Origin of the sequence: Streptomyces tricolor (genome assembly GCF_002155905.1) — a bacterium.
GTDB classification, from domain to species: domain Bacteria; phylum Actinomycetota; class Actinomycetes; order Streptomycetales; family Streptomycetaceae; genus Streptomyces; species Streptomyces tricolor.
Genome location: NZ_MUMF01000381.1, coordinates 1 through 19,899, shown reverse-complemented (window position 1 = coordinate 19,899; position 19,899 = coordinate 1). Strand labels below are relative to the sequence as shown.

18 protein-coding genes are annotated in these 19,899 nt (G+C 73.6%); 5 read left to right on the top strand and 13 right to left on the bottom strand.

Annotated elements, in window-relative coordinates; all coding sequences use genetic code 11:
* The 3 genes from CCN44_RS26040 to CCN44_RS26030 all read right to left on the bottom strand — a co-directional run.
* Nucleotides 1-791 (bottom strand): alcohol dehydrogenase catalytic domain-containing protein (locus CCN44_RS26040; RefSeq protein WP_086700034.1); only part of this gene is annotated, 791 nt, incomplete at its 3' end.
* Entirely contained in the window at nt 791-1,939 is a 1,149-nt protein-coding gene (locus tag CCN44_RS26035) for an acyl-CoA dehydrogenase family protein (protein ID WP_059250571.1), read from the bottom strand. The genes CCN44_RS26040 and CCN44_RS26035, both read right to left, overlap by 1 nt.
* Nucleotides 1,940-2,050: 111 nt before the next feature.
* Complete coding sequence (locus tag CCN44_RS26030) at nt 2,051-2,965, bottom strand: SDR family NAD(P)-dependent oxidoreductase (protein ID WP_059250569.1); 915 nt, start codon at nt 2,963-2,965, stop codon at nt 2,051-2,053.
* A 102-nt stretch (nt 2,966-3,067) separates the two neighbouring features.
* Between CCN44_RS26030 and CCN44_RS26025 the strand changes: the two genes are divergently transcribed.
* Nucleotides 3,068-3,994, top strand: a complete 927-nt coding sequence (locus CCN44_RS26025) for a cyclase family protein (protein ID WP_059250567.1) — start codon at nt 3,068-3,070, stop codon at nt 3,992-3,994.
* Nucleotides 3,995-4,269: 275 nt separating this feature from the next.
* Here CCN44_RS26025 and CCN44_RS26020 read toward each other — a convergent pair whose 3' ends face one another.
* The 4 genes from CCN44_RS26020 to CCN44_RS26000 all read right to left on the bottom strand — a co-directional run bounded on the left by CCN44_RS26020 (nt 4,270) and on the right by CCN44_RS26000 (nt 8,510).
* Entirely contained in the window at nt 4,270-4,737 is a 468-nt protein-coding gene (locus CCN44_RS26020) for an ATP-binding protein (protein ID WP_059250565.1), read from the bottom strand.
* 553 nt (nt 4,738-5,290) lie between these two features.
* A complete protein-coding gene (locus CCN44_RS26010) occupies nt 5,291-6,178 on the bottom strand; it encodes an acyl-CoA dehydrogenase family protein (RefSeq protein WP_086700031.1) in 888 nt (295 codons plus the stop codon).
* Between the two features lie 2 nt (nt 6,179-6,180).
* Nucleotides 6,181-7,317: an acyl-CoA dehydrogenase family protein gene (locus tag CCN44_RS26005; RefSeq protein WP_086700029.1), complete on the bottom strand. Its 1,137-nt coding sequence runs from the start codon at nt 7,315-7,317 to the stop codon at nt 6,181-6,183.
* Nucleotides 7,314-8,510 carry an amidohydrolase family protein gene (locus CCN44_RS26000; protein WP_086700026.1) on the bottom strand — a complete coding sequence of 399 codons (1,197 nt, stop codon included), beginning with the start codon at nt 8,508-8,510 and terminating at the stop codon, nt 7,314-7,316. Before CCN44_RS26000 ends, CCN44_RS26005 begins: the two co-directional genes overlap by 4 nt.
* 101 nt (nt 8,511-8,611) lie before the next feature.
* Between CCN44_RS26000 and CCN44_RS25995 the strand changes: the two genes are divergently transcribed.
* Nucleotides 8,612-10,129, top strand: a complete 1,518-nt coding sequence (locus CCN44_RS25995) for a class I adenylate-forming enzyme family protein (RefSeq protein WP_059250557.1) — start codon at nt 8,612-8,614, stop codon at nt 10,127-10,129.
* 28 nt (nt 10,130-10,157) lie between these two features.
* Here CCN44_RS25995 and CCN44_RS25990 read toward each other — a convergent pair whose 3' ends face one another.
* Nucleotides 10,158-10,670 carry an EF-hand domain-containing protein gene (locus CCN44_RS25990; RefSeq protein ID WP_059250556.1) on the bottom strand — a complete coding sequence of 171 codons (513 nt, stop codon included), beginning with the start codon at nt 10,668-10,670 and terminating at the stop codon, nt 10,158-10,160.
* A gap of 149 nt (nt 10,671-10,819) precedes the next feature.
* The gene (locus CCN44_RS25985; protein ID WP_059250554.1) at nt 10,820-11,194 is read right to left on the bottom strand and encodes an STAS domain-containing protein; all 375 of its coding nucleotides are present in this window, start codon (nt 11,192-11,194) and stop codon (nt 10,820-10,822) included.
* 340 nt (nt 11,195-11,534) lie between these two features.
* Here CCN44_RS25985 and CCN44_RS25980 point away from each other — a divergent pair, with 340 nt between their 5' ends.
* Nucleotides 11,535-12,092 carry a sigma-70 family RNA polymerase sigma factor gene (locus tag CCN44_RS25980; protein WP_059250552.1) on the top strand — a complete coding sequence of 186 codons (558 nt, stop codon included), beginning with the start codon at nt 11,535-11,537 and terminating at the stop codon, nt 12,090-12,092.
* Nucleotides 12,089-13,519: a zf-HC2 domain-containing protein gene (locus CCN44_RS25975; protein ID WP_414820521.1), complete on the top strand. Its 1,431-nt coding sequence runs from the start codon at nt 12,089-12,091 to the stop codon at nt 13,517-13,519. Before CCN44_RS25980 ends, CCN44_RS25975 begins: the two co-directional genes overlap by 4 nt.
* A 34-nt stretch (nt 13,520-13,553) precedes the next feature.
* Here the strand turns inward: CCN44_RS25975 and purU are convergent, their stop codons facing one another.
* The gene (gene purU, locus CCN44_RS25970; RefSeq protein ID WP_059250550.1) at nt 13,554-14,435 is read right to left on the bottom strand and encodes a formyltetrahydrofolate deformylase; all 882 of its coding nucleotides are present in this window, start codon (nt 14,433-14,435) and stop codon (nt 13,554-13,556) included.
* 46 nt (nt 14,436-14,481) lie between these two features.
* Nucleotides 14,482-14,982, bottom strand: coding sequence for an SCO4402 family protein (locus CCN44_RS25965; protein ID WP_079081031.1), 501 nt, complete (start codon nt 14,980-14,982; stop codon nt 14,482-14,484).
* Nucleotides 14,983-15,099: 117 nt separating this feature from the next.
* Here CCN44_RS25965 and CCN44_RS25960 point away from each other — a divergent pair, with 117 nt between their 5' ends.
* Nucleotides 15,100-16,422, top strand: a complete 1,323-nt coding sequence (locus tag CCN44_RS25960) for an ABC transporter substrate-binding protein (RefSeq protein WP_189397159.1) — start codon at nt 15,100-15,102, stop codon at nt 16,420-16,422.
* Between the two features lie 37 nt (nt 16,423-16,459).
* Here the strand turns inward: CCN44_RS25960 and CCN44_RS25955 are convergent, their stop codons facing one another.
* Together CCN44_RS25955 and CCN44_RS25950 are read right to left on the bottom strand one after the other, a co-directional pair.
* A complete protein-coding gene (locus tag CCN44_RS25955; RefSeq protein WP_086700024.1) occupies nt 16,460-18,133 on the bottom strand; it encodes a hypothetical protein in 1,674 nt (557 codons plus the stop codon).
* A gap of 200 nt (nt 18,134-18,333) precedes the next feature.
* A complete protein-coding gene (locus CCN44_RS25950; RefSeq protein WP_086700021.1) occupies nt 18,334-19,719 on the bottom strand; it encodes a tetratricopeptide repeat protein in 1,386 nt (461 codons plus the stop codon).
* Between the last annotated feature and the right edge of the window lie 180 nt (nt 19,720-19,899).

The window sequence follows — 19,899 nt, the reverse complement described above, 5'->3', positions numbered from 1 at the left end:
GCCTGGCCGCGCCGGTCGAGCAGGTCGACGGCCCGGCGGATCAGCTCCACCCGGCCCACGCACTCGAAGACATGGTCGGCGCCCGTCGGCAGCAGGTCCCGCACCCCGTCCGCCGACGTCAGGAACTCGGTCGCGCCGAACCGCCGGGCCACCGCCTCCTTCGCCGCACAGGCGTCCACGGCCACGATGTCGAGGGCGCCCGCGAGCCGCGCGCCCTGGATGACGTTCAGCCCGACCCCGCCCGCGCCGATGACGACGACGCTGTCCCCGCGGTCCACCCGCGCCCGGTTCAGCACCGCGCCGACCCCGGTGAGCACCGCGCACCCGATCAGCGCGGCGGAGGTGAGCGGGATGTCCTCGGGGATCCGCACCGCCTGCACGGCCTTGACCACCGTGCGTTCCGCGAAGGCCGAGTTGGCGGCGAACTGGTACACCGGGTCCGCGCCCCGCGTGAACGGCCTCCCCGGGCGCCCGATCGCCTGCCGGCACATCGTCGGCCGCCCCCGGTCGCACTCCGCGCAGGTACCGCAGGGGGCGAGCGTGGACAGCGCCACGTGGTCGCCGGGCACGACATGGGTGACGCCCGCGCCCACCGCCTCCACGATCCCGGCGCCCTCGTGGCCGAGCACCACCGGGACCGGGAACGGAATGGTGCCGTCCACCACCGAGAGGTCGCTGTGGCACAGTCCGGCCGCCGCGACGGCGACCAGCACCTCGCCGGGCCCCGGCTCCCGTACCGCCAGGTCGTCGACGACCCGGACCCGGCTGCCGTCGAACACCACACCCCGCATCACACGGCCCCCTTCGGCTCACCCGGCAGACCGAGCACGCGCTCGGCGATGATCGTGCGCTGGATCTGGTCCGAGCCGCCGTACAGGGTGTCGGCCCGGGAGAACAGGAACAGGTGCTGGTCCGCGTCGAGCGGGTACGGCGACACGGGCGACCAGTCCGCGGGGCCGACGGCCGCCGCCGCGCCCCGGACCTGCACGGCCAGCTCGCCCAGCCGCTGGTGCCAGTTCGCCCACAGCAGCTTGGCCACGCTGGGCGCGCCCGGGCCGGCGGGCCCGCCGAGGGTGCGCAGGGCGTGCCAGCGCATGACGCGCAGCTCGGCCCACTGCCGGACGAGCCGGGCGCGCAGCACCGGGTCGTGGACGGCGCCGGTCTGCACGGCCGTGCGCAGGACCCCGGCCAGTTCCTCGGCGAAGCCGATCTGCTGGGCCAGGGTCGACACCCCGCGCTCGAAACCCAGCAGGCTCATCGCCACCCGCCAGCCGTCGCCCTCCCCGCCGACGACGTGCTCCACGCGCGCGCGTGCCCCGTCGAAGAAGACCTCGTTGAAGTCGCTCGTGCCGGTCAGCTGCCGGATGGGCCGGACCTCGATCCGGCCGGGCTGGTCCATCGGCACGAGCAGGAAGCTCAGCCCGTGGTGCCGGCGCGCCCGCGGGTCGGTGCGGGCCAGCACGAAGCACCAGTCGGCCTCGTGGGCGAGCGAGGTCCAGATCTTCTGCCCGGTGATCCGGTAGTACGCCCCCTCCCGCACCGCCGCCGTCCGCACCGCGGCGAGATCGGATCCGGCACCGGGTTCGCTGTACCCCTGGCACCACAGCTCCTCCCCGGCCGCGACGGGCGGCAGGAACCGCCTCTTCTGCTCCGCGTCGCCGTGGGCGATGAGCGTGGGGGCGAGCAGGTTCTCCCCGATGTGCCCGGAGCGCGGGGGCGCCTCGGACCGGGCGTATTCCTCGGCCCAGACGACCTGCTGGGTGAGGACGGCGGTCCGGTTGCCGTAGCCCCCTTCCGCCCAGCCGAGCCCTATCCAGCCTGCGGCGCCCAGGGTGCGTTCCCAAGCCCGTCTGTCCAGCGAGGCATCGGCGTGCTCGGCCAACCACACGCGCACCTCGGCACGGAACTCCTCATCCTGGGCGGTGAATCCAAAGTCCACAGCGGGCCTCCTCGGAACATCGGTGCCAGAAGCCACCCCAGGGGCGCGGGGCACTGCGCGAGAGACCACGACGAACCCGCAGCCGCACACACCACGACGCGCCCCGAGCTCCTACGCGTTCGGCCGGGATTGACCCCGCGCGGCCTCTTCCATCGCCGCCACCTCGGCGAGCATCGGCATCGGATCCACCCCCACCGTTCCCGGCAGCACCCGCGCGATCCGCTCGGGCGTCCAGGGCCCGCCCTCCGCATGGACGGACCGGAGTTCCCTCGGCTGTGCCCACACCGCGATCTTCGGCCCGGCGACCGTGTACACCTGCCCGGTGACGCCCTGCGCGGCAGCCCCGTCGGACAGCAGGTACACCACCAGCGCCGCCACGTCCTCCGGTTCGCCGATCTCGGTCAGCGTCATCGGCACGTTGGCCGACATCCGGGTACGCGCCACCGGTGCCACGGCGTTCGCGGTCACCCCGTACTTGTGCAGGCCGAGCGCCGCGCTGCGGACGAGGGAGATGATCCCCCCCTTGGCCGCGCTGTAGTTGGCCTGGGAGACGGAGCCCTGGTGGTTGCCGCTGGTGAAGCCGATCAGTGTGCCGGAGCGCTGCCCGCGCATCACCGCCGAAGCCGCCCGGAACACGGTGAACGTGCCCTTCAGGTGGGTGGCGACGACCGGGTCCCACTCCTCCTCGGTCATGTTGAACAGCATCCGTTCGCGCAGGATGCCCGCCACGCACACGACCCCGTCGATCCGGCCGTAGGACCGCACCGCCGTGTCCACGACCCGCTGCCCGCCCGCCATGGTGGAGATGTCGTCGGCGACCGCGACGGCCTCGCCGCCCGCCGCCTCGATCTCCTTGACGACGGACTTGGCGACCTCGCCGGCGGGCGAGGCGCCGTCCACCGCCACGCCGTAGTCGTTGACGACGACCTTCGCTCCCTCGGCCGCCGCCGCGAGGGCCACCGCCCGGCCGATGCCGCGCCCGGCACCCGTCACGGCAATGACCTTGCCTGCCAAGAAGTTCCCCACGCCCGGCCCCTTCCCGCAGTTTCTGACGGTCCGTTAGTTTGACGGTGCGTTAGATTCTATGACCCGCCGGACGGGCGGGCACAAGCCCCGGGGAGGTACCGGATGGCACTGCCCGAGGAGTTCCACGAGATCGCGGGGCGGGTGAACAACTGGGGGCGCTGGGGCGCCGACGACGAGATCGGCACCCTGAACCTGATCACCGGCGAGGTGGTGCGCGAGGCGGCCCGCGAGGTGCGCACCGGACGCCGGGTCCCGCTCGCCCTCCCCCTCCGGCAGGACGGGGTGCAGACGGGGATGATCCCGGGCCGGGTCAATCCGCTGCACGCGATGGTGCAGCTCAACCAGGAGCTGTTCGGGCCGGGCACGGTGGCGTGCAGCGACGACGCGGTCACCATGGGCCTCCAGGCCGGCACCCACTGGGACGCGCTGACCCATGTCTCGCACTCCGGCACGCTCTACAACGGCCGGCCGGCCCACACCGTCACCGCGCACGGCGGCGCCGAGTTCGGCGGCATCGACGCGGTGCGCCACCTCGTCTCGCGCGGGGTGCTGCTGGACGTGGCACGCGCGCGGGGCGTGGACCGGCTGGCGGGCGGCCACGCGGTGACCCCGGAGGACCTGTCGGCGGCCGAGGAGTTCGCCGGCACGCGCGTGCGTGCCGGTGACATCGTGCTCGTGCGGACCGGGCAGGTGCGGGTCTACCTGGGCGGGGACCGGTACGGGTACGGCCATCCGTCGCCGGGACTCTCGGTGCGCTGCCCGGAGTGGTTCCACGCGCGCAATGTGGCGGCGGTCGCGAACGACACGCTCACTTTTGAGATCTTTCCGCCGGAGATCGCGAACCTGTGGCTGCCGGTGCACGCCCTGCACCTGGTGGAGATGGGGATGCTGCAGGGCCAGAACTGGAATCTCGAAGAGTTGTCCACAGCCTGTGGAGAGGCGGGACGGTACACGTTCCTGCTCTCGGCGACACCCGAGCCGTTCGCGGGCGCGACGGGGTCACCGGTGGCACCGGTGGCGATCCTGTGAACGACGGCCGGACGACCGGCCGCTGCGGTACGGCCGACCGCGGCCGGCGGCGCGCCTCCCCCCACCGTCACACGCACGCGCCGCCGCCCGAGGCGACCCGCCTCGACGAGGACAGCCGGGAACCGGGCCCTCGCCGTCCCCTCGCAGCGAATCGTCGCCCCCTAGCCTGATCAGCCGCCCAGGGGACGTCAACGCCGGTACGGACCTTTGTTGCGACACCCTGATCGCGTCGCCCGCGCACGGGTGCATCCCCGGCGCATCAGTGCTCCGGGGGGCTACACGGCTTCGAAGGCGAGATCCTCGTACGCGGAGCGTCCGCCCCCGTACGCCGTCGCCGCGCTCTCCCGGGGCTGTGAACAGCGGTCCAGCTCGCACCAGATGTTCTTGCCGGCGCCCTCGTGGCTCCAGCCCCAGCGGTCGGCGAGACAGTCCACGAGGGCCAGGCCCCGGCCGCCGGTGGCGTCATCGCCCGCGCAGCGGGGCACGGGGGCGCGGGAGCTGCCGTCCGCCACCTCCACCCGGACCGTGGCCGACGGACAGTCCCCGGCCGCGGGCAGACACAGCCGCAGCACGGCCGGCCGGCCGGTGTGCACCACGGCGTTGGTCACCAGCTCGGAGACGAGCAGGATCAGGGTCTCGGCCAGCGGCTCGTCGGCCGTTATCCCCGAGCCGGCGAGCCGCGAGCGGGCCCACCGCCTGGCCCGGCCCACCTCCGCGGGGTCGGGCCGGATCTCCAGCTGCACTTGAAGCACCTGCACCGCTCACACCATCCGAACCGGCGGACACATGACCCCGCGCCGGAGGCGTGCCACGGCGTCCGCCGCGGCGACGATCCCGACGAGGGCCACGATCGTAGCCATTTTCTGCATGGCCAGAACAACGGCCAGAGCAGGGGTCACGGTCTGTGACTCCCTTGCGAGACAGCATGGTTGACGTACAGTCACCCGAACAAGCGCTTCGGGCATATTCCCGCGCGAAGGAGTACGCGTGAGGCATACTGTGCGACGCTCGTGCCGGGGAGTCGAACAGACGGGGGTACAAACCCCGATCGCCCAGCAAGGAGCGGCGCGCACCGCGCGGTCCGGCACTGCCCCAGGGGCACCGCCGGCACGGCTCGTACGCGCGGCCACTCGCATCCCACACAAGGTACCCGAGCGGCCCCCCGACTCCGGGCCGTGACGAGTCCCGAGCAGGACACAACCCGGTATCAACGCTCCGTGATGCCAGTTCGCCACGATCCGCGACATCGTGGGCCATGGCTTTCCGGGTGCGGGGGCCCGCAACACCCCCGGCGGCTCAGCCCGCCAGCGTGGCCGCGAGCAGTTCCGCACCGGGGGTGCTCCCCCCGGCACGCTCCGCCCGCACCCACGCCCGTTTCAGGTGCAGATGGACGTCCGCCTCCCATGTGAACCCCATGCCGCCGTGCACCTGGAGGCAGTCGCGGGCGCCGTGCACCGCGGCCTCGTCGGCGAGCAGCCGCGCGGCGGCGATGTCGGCGGGGTCGGCCGTGACGGCGGCGGCGTAGACGGCGGCACGTGCGGTCTCGGCCCGCACCAGCAGGTCGGCACACAGATGCTGGACGGCCTGGAAGGCACCGATCGCCCGCCCGAACTGCTCCCGCCTGCGCGCGTACGCCACGGCCAGCTCACACACCCGCCCGGCCGTGCCCAACTGCTCGGCCGCGGTGAGCAGAACGGCGACGGGGTCCGCGGACCCCGCAGCGGCACCCGGGCCCCCGGCAGCCGGTACCCGGTGCAAGGGCGTGAGCGGGTCCGCCGAGCGCAGCCGTACGGCGCCCGTGACGTCCCCGTGGACGACGTCGGCCGCGTCCAGCCACTCCACCAGTTCCCCGTCGACGGCCGCCACGACCGTCTCGCCGCGCGCCGCGCCGGGCACGGTGCCGGCCGCGAGGTGGGTGGCCACCAGGGGGCCGGGCAGCAGGGCCCGTCCCGCCTCCTCGAAGGCGAGCACGGCCTCGGGCAGCCCCAGGCCCACGCCGCCGTCCGCCTCGGGCAGCCGCAGGGCGAAGAAGCCCGCCTCCCCGAGCGTCCGCCACAGCGCCCGGTCGAGCCGGCCCGGGGCGTCGACGGCCGCGCGCAGCGCCTCCCGCCCGAAGCACCGGTCCAGCAGCTCCCGCACCCCGGCCCGCAGGGCCAGCTGGTCATCGGTGAGTCGGAAGCGCACGGTCACCTCCCCCGGGGCAGGCCGAGGATGCGCTCGGCCACGATGGTGCGCTGGATCTGCGAGGTCCCGGCGGCGATCGTGTACGCCAGCGCGTTCAGCCGGTCGAGCACCCAGGGCCGGTCCAGGTCGAGACGGTCCGGGCCGAGGACCTCGGCGGCGGTGTCGTACAGCTCCTGCCGGGCGTGCGAGTAGCGCAGCTTGAACACCGAGGCGCCGACGCCGGGCACCCCGCCGCTCGCCTCGGCCTCGCTCACGTTCCACTGGGTCAGCCGCCACAGCGCCCGGAACTCCGCGTCGAGCCGGCCCAGCCGCCGGCGCAGCGCGGGATCGTCCCAGCGCCCGTTCCCGCGGGCCGTACGGGCGAGTTCGGCGAGGACGCGGCGGCAGGCGACGACCTCGCCCGCGAACGCGGTGCCGCGCTCGAAGGAGAGGGTGACCATGGTGACGCGCCAGCCGTCGTTCTCCGCCCCCACCCGGTTGGCGACCGGCACCCGCACCTCGTCCAGGAACACCTCGGCGAACTCCGCGGACCCGGCGAGCGTGCGCAACGGCCGTACGGTGACGCCCTCGGCGTCCATCGGCAGGGCCAGCCAGCTGATGCCCCGGTGCCGGGGGGCCGCGGGGTCGGTGCGCACCAACAGCTCGCACCAGTCGGCGACTTCCGCGTGCGAGGTCCAGATCTTGGAGCCGGTCACCACGTAGCAGTCGCCGTCCCGGTACGCGCGCGTGCGCAGCGCCGCGAGGTCGGAGCCGGCGTCCGGCTCGCTGAACCCCTGGCACCACACCTGCTCGCCGCGCAGGATCGGCGGCAGCCAGCGGGCCCGCTGCTCGGCGGTGCCCTCGGCGGCGATCGTCGGTCCGGCGTGCAGCAGCCCCACGAAGTTGGCGCCCACATAGGGCGCGCCGGCCCGCTCGGTCTCCTCCAGGAAGATCAGCCGGACGGTCGGGGAGGCGTCCCAGTGCACCTCGCCGTACCCGGCGTCGTACAGCATGCGCTGCCAGCCGAGGTCGTAGGCGCGGCGGCCGGGCCAGTCGTCCGGGGGCGGCTTGGCCGGCAGGGCGGGCAGCGCCTGGGCGAGCCACTCCCGCAGCCGGGCCCGGAACTCCTCCTCCTCGGGGGTGTAGGCGAGGTCGGTCACCGGTCGAGGTCCAGGCCGAGCATGCGGATGGCGTTGCCCCGCATCAGCTTGTAGACCGTCTCGTCGTCGAGGCCCTTCACATGGTCGAGGGCGACCTCCTTGGTGTGCGGGAAGGTCGAGTCGACGTGCGGGTAGTCGGTCTCGAAGGTGGCGTTGTCGCGGCCGACCACGTCCAGCGAGGCGACGCCGTGCTTGTCGCGGAAGAAGCAGCAGTAGATCTGCCGGTAGTAGTACGTCGACGGCGGCTCGGGGATCAGGTCCCGGACCCCGCCCCAGGCGCGGTGCTCCTCCCACACGTCGTCGGCGCGCTCCAGGGCGTACGGGATCCAGCCCATCTGGCCTTCGGAATAGGCGAGTCTGAGCCGCGGGAAGCGCACCAGGACCCCGCTGAAGAGGTAGTCCGTCATCGAGGCCATGGCGTTGTTGAAGCTGAGGGAGGCCTGGACGGCGGGCGGTGCGTCGGGGGAGGCGGCGGGCATCTGGGAGCTGCTGCCGATGTGCATGCTGACGACCGTGCCGGTCTCCTGGCAGACGGCGAAGAACGGGTCCCAGTGGCCGGTGTGGATGGAGGGCAGCCCGAGGTGGGTGGGGATCTCGGAGAAGGTGACGGCCCGCACCCCGCGCGCGGCGTTGCGCCGGATCTCGGCCACGGCCAGCTCCACGTCCCACAGCGGGATCAGGCAGAGCGGGATCAGCCGGCCGCCGCTGTCCCCGCACCACTCCTCCACCATCCAGTCGTTGTAGGCGCGCACGCAGGCGAGCGCGACCTCCTTGTCGTGGGCCTCGGCGAAGGTCTGCCCGCAAAAGCGCGGGAAGGTCGGGAAGCAGAGGCTGGCCTCGACGTGATTGAGGTCCATGTCGGCGAGCCGGGCCTTGGGGTCCCAGCAGCCGCGCCGCATCTGCTCCCGTGTGATCCCCTCCAGGGTCATCTCGTCCCGGTCGAAGCCGACGGCGGCGATGTTGCGCTTGTACGGGAACTTCAGGTCCTCGTAGATCCACCAGTCGGTCGGCGTGCCCTGCGGGTCCATGGTGATCTGGTACTTCCCGCCGACGTAGGCCAGCTCCCCGATCCCGGCGGTCAGCGGCTGCGGGCCGCGGTCGCGGTACTTGGCGGGCAGCCAGGTCTCGAAGAGGTGGGCGGGCTCGATCACGTGGTCGTCGACGCTGATGATGCGGGGCAGTTCGGTCGCCATGGGGTCCCCTCCGCCGGCCGGTGCTCGTCCGGCCACTGCTGATCTGATGGGCCGTCAGATAGCATGGCAGCTGACGAGTCGTCAGCCAAGCAGGGGGACCCGTGAACGAGACCCCGCACACCCTGAGTTCCGCCCGCACGCTGTGGGAGCTGATCGCCCGCCGCGCCGGCCTCACCCCCGACCGGCCGGTCCTGCTCCAGGGGGACCGGGTGCTCACCTTCGGCGGCCTGCGCACCCGCTCAGAACGCGTCGCGGCCGGCCTGTACGGCATGGGCGTACGCCCCGGCACGGTGGTCGCCTGGCAGCTGCCCACCCGCATCGAGACCGTCCTGCTGTCCTGCGCGCTGGCCCGCCTGGGCGCCGTGCAGTCCCCGGTGATCCCCTTCTACCGGGACCGTGAGGCCGGCTTCGCGCTGCGCGCGTCGAAGGCGGAGTTCTTCGCCGTACCGGGCGTCTGGCGCGGCCACGACCACACGGAGATGGCCCGGCGGCTCGGCGCCGAGGGGATCTTCGAGGCGTACGACTCCCTCCCCGACGGCGACCCGTCCGTGCTGCCCCCGCCGCCCGCCGAGGGCACCTCGGTCCGCTGGATCTACTGGACCTCGGGCACCACCTCCGACCCCAAGGGCGTGCTGCACACGGACCGCTCACTGCTGGCGGGCGGCTCCTGCCTGGCCCACGCCCTGCGCCTGACCCCGGACGACGTCGGCTCGATGGCCTTCCCGTACGCCCACATAGCCGGCCCCGACTACACCGTGATGCTGCTCGTACACGGCGTCCCCGCCGTGCTGTTCGAGCACTTCGCGCTGCCGGACGCGCTGGCGGAGTACCGCCGGCACGGGGTGACGGTGGCCGGCGGCTCCACCGCCTTCTACTCCCTGTTCCTGGCCGAGCAGCGCAGGCACCCCGGCCGGAAGGTGATCCCCTCGCTGCGGCTCCTCGCGGGCGGCGGCGCCCCCAAGCCGCCCGAGCTGTACCACGCCGTGGTGCGCGAGATGGGCGTGCAGCTCACCCACGGCTACGGCATGACCGAGGTCCCGATGATCACGATGGGGGACCCGCAGGACACCCCGGAGAACCTGGCGACGACCGAGGGCCGCCCGCCGGAGGGCATGGAGATCCGGATCGTGGACGGCGAGATACGGCTGCGCGGCGAGGCCGTCTGCCAGGGCTATCTGGACCCCGCCCAGACCGCCGCCGCCTTCGACGCCGAGGGTTTCCTGCGCACCGGCGACCTGGGGCGGGTGACGGACTCCGGGCACCTGGTCCTCACCGGCCGGCTCAAGGACGTGATCATCCGCAAAGGGGAGAACATCTCCGCCAAGGAGATCGAGGACCTGCTCGCCGCGCACCCGGCGGTGGCCGACGCGGCCGTCATCGGCCTGCCGGACGCCGAACGCGGGGAACTGGTCTGCGCGGTGGTCGAGCAGCCGCCCGCAGCGGCCGGGCTGACCCTGCCGGAGGTCACGTCCTTCCTGCGGGCGCGCGGCCTGGCCGTGCACAAGCTGCCGGAGCGGCTGGAGGTGGTGGAGGCCCTGCCGCGCAACGACACGCTGCGGAAGGTGCTGAAGCACCGGCTGCGGGAACGGTTCGGCGGACGGCCGGCGCGGGGCCGGTAGCCGTGGTGCTCCCGTGATGCCGGCGTGGTCAGGCGGGGACGGTGAAGTAGCGCGCGAACGCCGGCACGATCTCCGTCTCGCCGATCCTGCCGTCACCGTCGGTGTCGAGCGCGGCGGCGGCCCGGCGGGCGGTCTCCTCCGGTACGCGGAACACGCCCAGCACGCGCACGGTGTCGGCGACGCCGATCCGGCCGTCGGCGTCGGCGCCGGCCACCGCCAGGGCCGCGTGCAGGAAGGGGCGGGCGATCTCGGCGAAGCTGTCGGGGTTGTCGCGCAGCCGCTTGACCGCGCCGGTGACGAACTCCTCGCGGGTGATGCGCTGGTCGCCGTCCCGGTCGGCGATGCCGGCCATGCCCTGCCAGAACGCCTCCGCGCCGGCGTACAGCGCCTGCCCCTTGTCGGAGCGGGCGGGCACGGCGAACTCGGCGAGCAGCGCCTTGGCCGCCGCGTTGAAGTCCGCACGGTCGATGTAGCCGTTGCCGTCCTGGTCGAAGGTGGCGAACCGGGCGGCGATCTCGCGCTCGTACTCGGTGCTGACCATGTCTGTTCGGGCCGCCTTACGTTGACGTGGGGGGTGGTCCGGGTGGGAGCGTACGACGCGGGTGACGGCGAGGTGACGGCAAAGCGGCGTTTGTGCCAAGACCGGGGGAATTCCGCGACAACCTTGTGGCGGCGGGCCGGGAAAGGTGCTCAGGCCGAGAGGGGGTCCGCGTCCTCGGCGGTGGCGGACTCGACGTCGGGGCGGACGTCGAAGAGGCGGCGGACGCCGAGCGCGCCGAGGACGCGGTTGACGTGCGAGCCGTCGTCGGCGCCCCGGTCCGGCAGGATCAGCCGCAGCCGGCCCTGGCAGGAGCGGATCAGCCGGCGGGCGGCGACGAGGACGCCGACCCCGCTGGAATCGCAGAAGAACACGTCGGAGAGGTCCACGACGAGGCTGTGGTGCCCCTCGGCGACGATGTCGTGCACCCGCTGGCGCAGCACCGGCGAGGTCATCAGGTCCAGTTCCCCGGACACCCGGAGCACGGCCCACTCGCCCTGTTCGACGCCGGTCACGTTGAATGCCACGGCCTTGCCCCTCCGCTCGCCGGATCACCCGGAACCGCCCGGAAACGGAAGCAGTTCCTACGTTTCTTTCCGCGCGGCTGCCCAGCGGCCGTTCCCTGAAACGTGACGCGGCAAACGGCAGGCGATCGTCAAGGGGCTTGTTTCGGTCACTATCGATCCTGTTCGATCAGAGGCGTACGCGTCTCGCGTGAAGGTTGTGTGAAGGGGGCACTATCACCTGCGACCCGCCCGGGGGCGCACATTGACACAAACGGGCGTGCACTGTCAGACGTGCCGACTGCATTCGAGAAGGCAGGACCGACAGGCCGGACGGCCGGACACGGTGAGGGGAGGGGACCGCATGGCCAGGAAGGACGTACCGCCCCGCTGGGACCGCAAGATGCAGCAGCGGCTCGCACGCGGTGAGGCGGCGGCCCTCGGCGAGACGTACGACCGCTTCGCCTCCCTCGTGCACAACCTCGCCCACCGCGTCCTCGGCGACGAACAGGCCGCCGACGCCGTCACCCGCGAGGTCTTCGCCCACATCTGGGAGCACCCCGAGACCTACGACCCCAGGCAGGGCCCGCTGCGCTCCTGGATCGCCGCCCTCACCCACCGGGTCGCCGTGCAGCGGCTGCGGGACCGGGAGGAGCGGGAGCAGCCGCGCCGCGAGGAACTGGAGAGCACCGTCCGCCGCGCCTCCGTCGCCGCCCGCGCCGACTACATCGTCCACTCCATGCCGGCCCCGCTGCGCGCCGCCCTGGACCTCGCCTACTTCCAGCGCCGCGACTACCGCCAGACCGCGACCGACCTCGGCGTCACCGAGGAGGAGGCCCGCCGCCGGCTCCGCCTCGGCCTCCAGCTGCTGTCCACCGCCCACGACGCCGGCACCCCGCCGGGATACCGGGGTGCGGTGTGACCGGGACGGGCGGGTTCGAGGCGCACGACGGGTACGACGGGTACGACGGGAAAGAGAGCGGCGGGGAACGGCCGTACGGAGAAGCCGGCTCGGGCGGGTGGGGATCCGACGGTGGTCCGGGCGAACCGGCCGGCACCGGTCGCGGCGGGCGGGGCGGCGGTTCCGGGGACCTGCCGCGGGGTGCCGGCGGGCGCGGTCCGGCGCCGGCGCCGCGCATACCCACGCCCCGCGCCTCCGTGGAGGACAGCGGACTGCCGCTGCCCGACCTCGCCGACCTGGGGGACCTCGCACCCGTGCCGCTCGACCTGTCGCACGACGTCCTGAAGTCGCTGCTCGGCGCCTGGGCGCTGGCCGCCTGCTCGGCGGCGGAGACGGCGGCCGTGGAGGAGCACCTCGGCGGCTGCGGCTCGTGCGCCGACGAGGCCCGCCGGCTGCGCGAGGCGGTCGGCCTGCTGCACCAGCCGGAGAGCCTCGACCTCGACCCCGGGCTGCGCACCCGCGTCCTGGAGAGCTGTCTGAGCCGCCGCCCGCCGCGCATCCCGGTACCCGCCTGGGCGGCGCCGTACGACGCCGAGACCGCGCGGCTGGACGCGCTGCTCCAGGACTTCGGGGACGCGGAGTGGCACGCGCCGGTACGGCTGCGGTGGTTCGAGGAGGACGCGCCGACGAGCCGTCGGACGACCGTCGCCGGCGTGATCGCCCATCTGCTGTCGGTGGACGGGATCATCGCCACGGCGCTCGGCCTCCAGGACCCGCTGGCCGAGGTGGCCGGCGCGGCGGAGCCGGACGCGCGGGGCCCGGCCGGCCGTACCGAGGCGTTCTGGCGGGCCTCGCACTTCCCGCCGACCCGTGCGGTGCGCGGGCCGTGGCGGGAACAGAGCCACAGCCTGGTGCGGACGGTGTCCTTCACCGGCAGCCACGCGGGCGGACTCGCGGTGTCGTACGGCGACTTCGCGCTGCCGCTGCACGACGCGATGCTGGACCGCGCCTTCGAGTGCTGGGTGCACGCCGAGGACATCGCGGACGCGGTGGACTACCCGTACGAGCCGCCGGCGCCGCGCCACCTCAACCGGATGATCGACCTCGCGGCCCGCCTGCTGCCGACGGCGCTCGCCGAGCGCCGTCGCGCGGGCCTGTCCGCGCCGGGCCGCCAGACCCCGCACCTGGTCCCGGCCGGGGCGCCCGGCCGCAGCCTGCGCCTGGAGATCGAGGGCGCCGCCGGCGGCGAGTGGCTGATCCCGCTGGACTCACCGGCGGCGGTGGGCTCCGCGGACCTGGAGGTGGCCCATGTGGCCCTGGACGGCGTGGAGTTCTGCCGGCTGGCGGCGGGCCATGTGCCTCCGGCGGAAGCGGCGGCGGGTCAGCTCGGCGACCGCGAGGCCATCCAGGACGTCCTGTTCGCGGTCGCTTCGCTGAGCCGCATGTAGGGGGCGGTTGCGCTGCGCACGCGGCCCCGAGGGGCTAGGCGAACACGACCGTCCGGCGGCCGTTGAGCAGGATCCTGCGCTCGGCGTGCCACTTCACGGCCCGCGCCAGCGCCTGGCACTCCACATCGCGCCCGATGGCCACCAGCTGGTCCGGCGTCACGCCGTGCCCGACCCGCTCGACCTCCTGCTCGATGATCGGACCCTCGTCCAGGTCCGCGGTGACGTAGTGCGCCGTCGCCCCGATCAGCTTCACACCCCGCGCATGCGCCTGGTGATACGGCTTCGCGCCCTTGAAGCTCGGCAGGAACGAGTGGTGGATGTTGATGATCCGGCCGCTGAGCTGCTTGCACAGGTCGTCCGAGAGCACCTGCATGTACCGGGCGAGGACGACCAGCTCGACCTGCTCCTCGCGCACGATCTCCAGCAGCTTGGCCTCGGCCTCCGGCTTGGTGTCCTTCGTGACCGGAATGTGGTGGAAGGGGATGTTGTAGGAGCCCACCAGCTCCTCGAAGTCGGTGTGGTTCGAGACCACCCCGACGATCTCCACCGGCAGCGCGCCGATCCGCGCCCGGAACAGCAGGTCGTTCAGGCAGTGCCCGAACTTGCTGACCATCAGCAGGATGCGCATCTTCTCGTCGGCCCGGTGGATCTGCCAGTCCATGTGGAAGGAGTCACCCACGGCGGCGAAGCTCGCCCGCAGCTTGTCCACCGTCACCGGCGCCTCGGCCGAGAAGTGGACCCGCATGAAGAACAGTCCCGTGTCGTGGTCGCCGAACTGCTGGCTGTCCTCGATGTTGCAGCCGGTCATGAACAGATAGCTGGACACGGCGTGCACGATGCCCTGCTTGTCGGGGCAGGAGAGCGTGAGGACGTACTGGTCGGCCGGTGCGGCGGGTGCGACGGACTGATCGGTCATGCACTACAGGGTCCCACACCGGCCGGCGTGCCCGGGCCGCCGTCCGCTACGCGGACCTCGTCAGGATGCGCAGCACTTCCAGGCTCTTCGGCGGCGTGTCCGGGTCCTCCCCGTCGCTCACCGACATCCGCACGTGCGCGTCCCGCGCCGCCCGCACCGCGTCCGGCCAGCCCTGGTGGTCCAGATAGGCGGCGACCGGCGCGTCCGGGCCGACCTGGTGCATGATCCGCAGCACCCGCAGCACGGCGGTGTCGACGAGCGCCGCCTCCTGCGAGTCCCGGAATATGGTGCCGACGTACTTCTCTGCCGACCAGTTGTCCAGCCAGGTGTCCTCCACCAGCCGGTACACGGCGTCCGTGACGTCGCCGTAGCCGTCCACGCCGGCCAGCCAGACGTCGCGCTGGAACACCGGGTCGGAGAGCATGTGCAACGCCGAGCGCACATTGCTGCGCCACCGCCACCACGGCATGTCGTTCAAGGGCATGCCGCCCATGGTGGAGGAGCGGCGGCCGCGACGGGAAGAGTTCTCCGAACCTTGCACGGTCACCGATCGTACGTTCCTCGCCTCCCGCGTCCCACCGGCCCCCGTAATTCACCTCCGCGTCACCTTTCGTTGACCGACGGTCACTCCCGGGTTAGTGCTGTGAGGGAATCGTGCGTGTGCATGACCGGCAGGCGACGCACCCGCAAGACCCTCCTCCCCCTTCCCCGCCCCGTCAGAGCCACCGCCCTCGCCACGGGCACCGTGGCCCTCTGTGCGTCGCTCACCGCCGCATGCGGGCTCGTCCCCGGTGCCACGGGGGGCGCCGGGGACGGGCCGGTCAAGGTGATGACCTGGGCCCCGCAGGACACCGACGCGACCAACAAGCCGGGGATGCCCGCGATGGCCCTCGCCTACGCGAAGTGGGTCAACTCCCACGGCGGCATCCACGGCCGCCGGCTGGAGGTGCTGACCTGCAACGACCACAACGACAGCGTGGGCGCCGCCAAGTGCGCCCGGCGCGCGGCGGCCGAGAACGTGGTCGCGGTCGTCGGCTCCTACAGCCAGTTCGGCGACTCCTACCTCGCCCCGCTGGAAGGCGCCGGCATCCCCTACATCGGCGGCTACGGCGTCACCAACGACGAGTTCACCGGCTCCATGTCCTACCCGGTCAACGGCGGCCAGCCCGCCCTCCTGGCCGGCCTCGGCAAGGCCCTCGCGGCCGGCTGCGGCAACGTCGCCCTGGTCCGGCCCGACAGCATCGCCGGCGACCAGCTGCCCGCGCTGCTCGACTCGGGCCTCAAGGCGGGCGGGCACGCGGACGCCGGCGACCAGCTCGCCGCCGAGGACGCCACCGAGTACGCCGGCCAGGCCGAGCAGGCGCTGCGCTACGCCACCGAGGACGAGACGAAGAAGGGCTGTGTGGTGCCCGCGCTCGGGGACCGCACCGACACCTTCATGGACTCCTTCCGGCGGGCCCGCGAGAACTTCCCGGACGTACGCACCGCGACCGTGCTCGGCAGCGTCGACCAGACCGTGATCAACGCCACGGGCGGGGCGTCGGGGCCGTACGAGGGGGCGTACATCACCGGCTGGTACCCGGTGGCCACGGACCCGCGCTGGGACCCGATGAAGAAGGTGATCAACGAGGAGGCCTTCGGCGACAACCGCATCGACCCCGCGGACGCCGGGGTGCAGACCACGTGGATCGCCTACCAGGTGCTGCGGGCCGCCCTGGAGAAGATCGGCGACGGCGAGGTGAGCGCCGACACCGTGCGCCGCACCCTCAACGACGGCCTGCGGGTCTCCACCGGCGGCCTCACCCCGACCCTGCACTGGCCCTACGAGGGCAAGCTCGCCGCGGTCGGCTTCCCGCGGCTGGTCAACGCCGACGTCACCCTCCAGGTGGTGCGGGACGGCAAGCTGGTCGCGGCCGGCAAGGGCATCGGCGGCAGCAACGGGATCGCCGACATGACCTCCACCCTGGAGCACGCGGACGTGCCCTGACGGACCCCGGCGTGCGGGGTCCGTCGGCGCCGGCCGGTCAGAGCTGGGTGGGCTGCCGCTGGGTGAGGCCGTACTTCTTCGCGATCGCGTTCCACAGCGCCGCCGCCTTCGTCTTCTGCGCGCTGGCGGTGCCGCTCTGCCGGTTGCCGGCCTGGGTCTCCCCGGTGGTGCGGGCGTGCCCCTTGCGGCAGACCTTGCGGCTCTTGGCCTGGTCGGCCCAGGCCGCGTAGTGGTTGTCGGCCGCGGCGGACGCCTGCCAGGCCTTGGTGAGCGCGGCCGTCAGATCGGCGTGGCCCGGCAGCTTGTCCACGGAGAGCTTGCCGAGCCGGGTGACCAGCTGGTTGCGCTGCTCGGCCGCGTCCCGCAGGTCGGCGGCGGCCTGGTCGAGGTTGTCGCACTGCTTGACGTCGGCCACCGCCTGGATCACCGAGGCCCGGCTGCTGCCGCTGTCCGCGAGCAGCTTGTCCAGCTCCACCGCCTGCTCCCGGGCGGGGTCCACGGTGGGCGAGGCGGAGTCCTGGGTGGCCGGGGAGGAGGCGGCGACCGTCTCGCCGTCCTCGCCCTGGTCCTTGCCGCTCCCGGTGCTGAGCAGCGCGCCCGCGCCCACGCCGAGCACCGCGATGCCCACGCCGATCGCGGCGATCAGCGGCACCCGCGACCGGCCCCCGCGCCGCCCGCCGCCGTCGTACGCGTCGTCGTCGTACGCCCCGCCGTCGTAGGACGGCTGCGCCGGGCGGTACGGCGCCCGGGCCGGGCCGGGGTGGGCGTCCGGCTGCTGCACGCGCGGCATCTGCTGGGTGGATCCGGCGGGGCCGTCGCCGCCGGCCGGGCCGCCGCGGAAGAGGTTGTCGAACTCGGCGGGCGGCTGCCGGTCCGCTCCCTGCGCCTGCCCCTGCCCCGGGGCCTGGGCGGTGTAGGGCGGGATGTACTGCGTGGCCTCCGCGTCGGAGGGCGCGGGCGCCGCCTGCCGGGGCACCTGGCCGAGGTACCGGGTCTCCTCGCCGCCCGACTCGGGCGGCAGCGCGCCGGCCGCCACCGGCGGGAGGTACTGGGTGGCCGCCTCGTCGCCGGGGGCCGCGGGGCCCGCGGGGACCGGCGGGAGGTACTGGGTGGCGCCGTCGGCGTCGGGTGCGGCGGGGACCGGCGGTATGTACTGGGTCGCGCCGTCGGCGGTCGGGGGCAGCGGGGCGCCCGCCGCCGGGTACCCGTCCGGCACGGCGGGCGGCAGCGGCGCGGCGGCCGGGGCGGACTGCGCCGGGTACGGCTGCTGGGGCTGCGGCGCCTGCTGTGCGTGCTGCGGGTGCTGTGCGTGCTGCGGGTAGGCGTCGGGGGTGCCGTAGCCCGGCTGCTGGGGCGCGCCGTAGCCGTACGGGGCCTCCTGGCCGCCGTAGGCCGGTGCCTGGCCGCCGTACGCCGGGGCCGGGGCGCCCTCCGGGGGCAGCGGGCCCGGGTTGGCGCCGGACGGGGGCTGCTCGGCGCCGGCCCACTGCGGGGACTGCGCCGGGGCCCAGCCCTGGTCCTGCTGCGGCGCCTGCTGGTGCGCTTGCCGGCCGGGGCCCCACGAACCGCCCCAGGCCTGCCCGCCGGCCGGGGTGGCGGGGGCGGGCGTGGTCATGCCCGGCAGCAGGGGCTCGCCTCCGTCGGAGGGCAGCACGATGCCTTCGCGCGCGGGCCGCGCCGAGGGCTCCTCGCCCTGTCCACTCTGCGTCACCGGGACTCCTACTAATGGGGGACCTTGTGAATCGTCGGCTCACGCTACCGGGTCCCCCGAGCCGCGTGCCACGCAGCTCAGGACGCGATTCCCTCCCTGTGACGGCGGTAACACGACCGCCCCGCGACGCGCTGTCCATGGCACCCGGCGCACCCCCGGGTGCCGTTTCCCTGCCGTTCACGCCCCCGCGGGGGCGGTGTTCACGCGGCCTGCTGGAGATCGAGCCGCGCGCCGAACTCCCGTACCACCGCCTCGTCCCGGAAGGGCTCCAGCCGCTGCTGGAGGTCCTCCAGGTACTCGGCGCCCCGGTTGGAGCGGAGCGTCTCCAGCAGCTCCACCGCGCGCATGCCGGTGGTGCAGGCCTGCTCGATCTCGCGCTGCTGCACCTGGGCCGTGGCGAGCAGCACATAGCCGATGGCGCGCCGGCGGGCCCGGGACTCGGGGTGCCCGGCGAGCGACTGCTCGGCGTACCGCGCCGCCTGCTCGGCCTGCCCGAGGTCGCGGTGGCAGTGCGCCAACTCGTCGGCCAGGTAGGCCTCGTCGAAGTGCGCGATCCACACCGGGTCGTCCCCGGCGGCGTCCTCCGCGCGTTCCATCGCCTCGACGGCCCGCCCGCCGGCCGCCTGCGCGGCGCGCGCGTCGCCGAGCAGGGCGTGCCCGCGCGCCTCGGCGGCGTGGAACATCGCCTCCACGCGCGGGGTCACATGCCCGCGCGCCCCTTCCTGCGCCGCCCGCGCCAACTGGGCGATCTCGCGCGGGTTTCCGAGCTGCGCGGCGAGATGGCTCATCGAGGCGGCGAGGACGTAACCGCCGTACCCGCGGTCCCCGGCGGCCTGGGCGAGCCGCAGCGACTGGATGTAGTACCGCTGGGCCAGGCCCGGTTGGCCGGTGTCGACGGCCATGTACCCGGCCAGCTCGGTCAACCGGGCCACGGCGGCGAAGAGATCGCGGCCGACCGCTTCCCGGTACGAGCCCGCGAGCAGCCCGGAGACGACGCTGTTGAGGTAGTGCACGACGACCGGGCGGACGTGCCCGCTGCCGTACTGGTGGTCGAGGTCCGTCAGCGCCTGGGTCATGGACCGTACGGCGGCCACGTCGGACTGGCCCACGCGCGGGCCCGCCTGCCGGGCCACCTGGGCGTCCGGTGCCGAGATCAGCCAGTCGCGGCTGGGCTCGACCAGCGCGGAGGCGGCGACGGAGGAGCCGGACAGGAAGTCCCGGCGCCCCACGTCGCTGCGCCACAGCTCGCAGACCTGCTCGATGGCCCCCAGTACCGTCGGCGAGAACTGGAGACCGACCCCCGAGGCGAGGTTCTTGCCGTTGGCCATGCCGATCTCGTCGATCGTGACCGTACGGCCGAGCTTGCGCCCGAGCGCCTCGGCGATGATCGCCGGGGCCCGGCCCCGCGGCTGCTGGCCGCGCAGCCAGCGGGCCACGGACGTCTTGTCGTAGCGCAGGTCGAGACCGTGCTCGGCACCGCACATGTTGACCCGCCGGGCCAGCCCGGCGTTCGAGCACCCCGCTTCCTGGATGAGTGCCTGCAGCCGTTCGTTCGGCTGCCTCGCCACGAGAGGCCTTGCGGCCATGTGCTACCCCCTGCGTTGCGATCCCCTGGAGCGTCTTCCGATCCTCCGGAGCGTGTAGTTCCGGCCGGATGATCCGTGCGGGAAGATCACTGCCCAGCTGACATACCGTCAATGCGTGACATGTGCGGTTTGCCGGGGTAAAGACGGTTGCCCCCCTCCCTGGCTACCCACCTGTCTCTT

Bases quoted from the DNA above. Each gene is read 5' to 3' on its own strand.
- CCN44_RS26025 (WP_059250567.1), top strand. From the start codon at position 3,068: ATGGCACTGCCCGAGGAGTTCCACGAGATCGCGGGGCGGGTGAACAAC.
- CCN44_RS26000 (WP_086700026.1), bottom strand. From the start codon at position 8,510: ATGGCGACCGAACTGCCCCGCATCATCAGCGTCGACGACCACGTGATC.
- CCN44_RS25990 (WP_059250556.1), bottom strand. From the start codon at position 10,670: ATGGTCAGCACCGAGTACGAGCGCGAGATCGCCGCCCGGTTCGCCACC.
- CCN44_RS25980 (WP_059250552.1), top strand. From the start codon at position 11,535: ATGGCCAGGAAGGACGTACCGCCCCGCTGGGACCGCAAGATGCAGCAG.
- purU (WP_059250550.1), bottom strand. From the start codon at position 14,435: ATGACCGATCAGTCCGTCGCACCCGCCGCACCGGCCGACCAGTACGTC.
- CCN44_RS25960 (WP_189397159.1), top strand. From the start codon at position 15,100: ATGACCGGCAGGCGACGCACCCGCAAGACCCTCCTCCCCCTTCCCCGC.
- CCN44_RS25950 (WP_086700021.1), bottom strand. From the start codon at position 19,719: ATGGCCGCAAGGCCTCTCGTGGCGAGGCAGCCGAACGAACGGCTGCAG.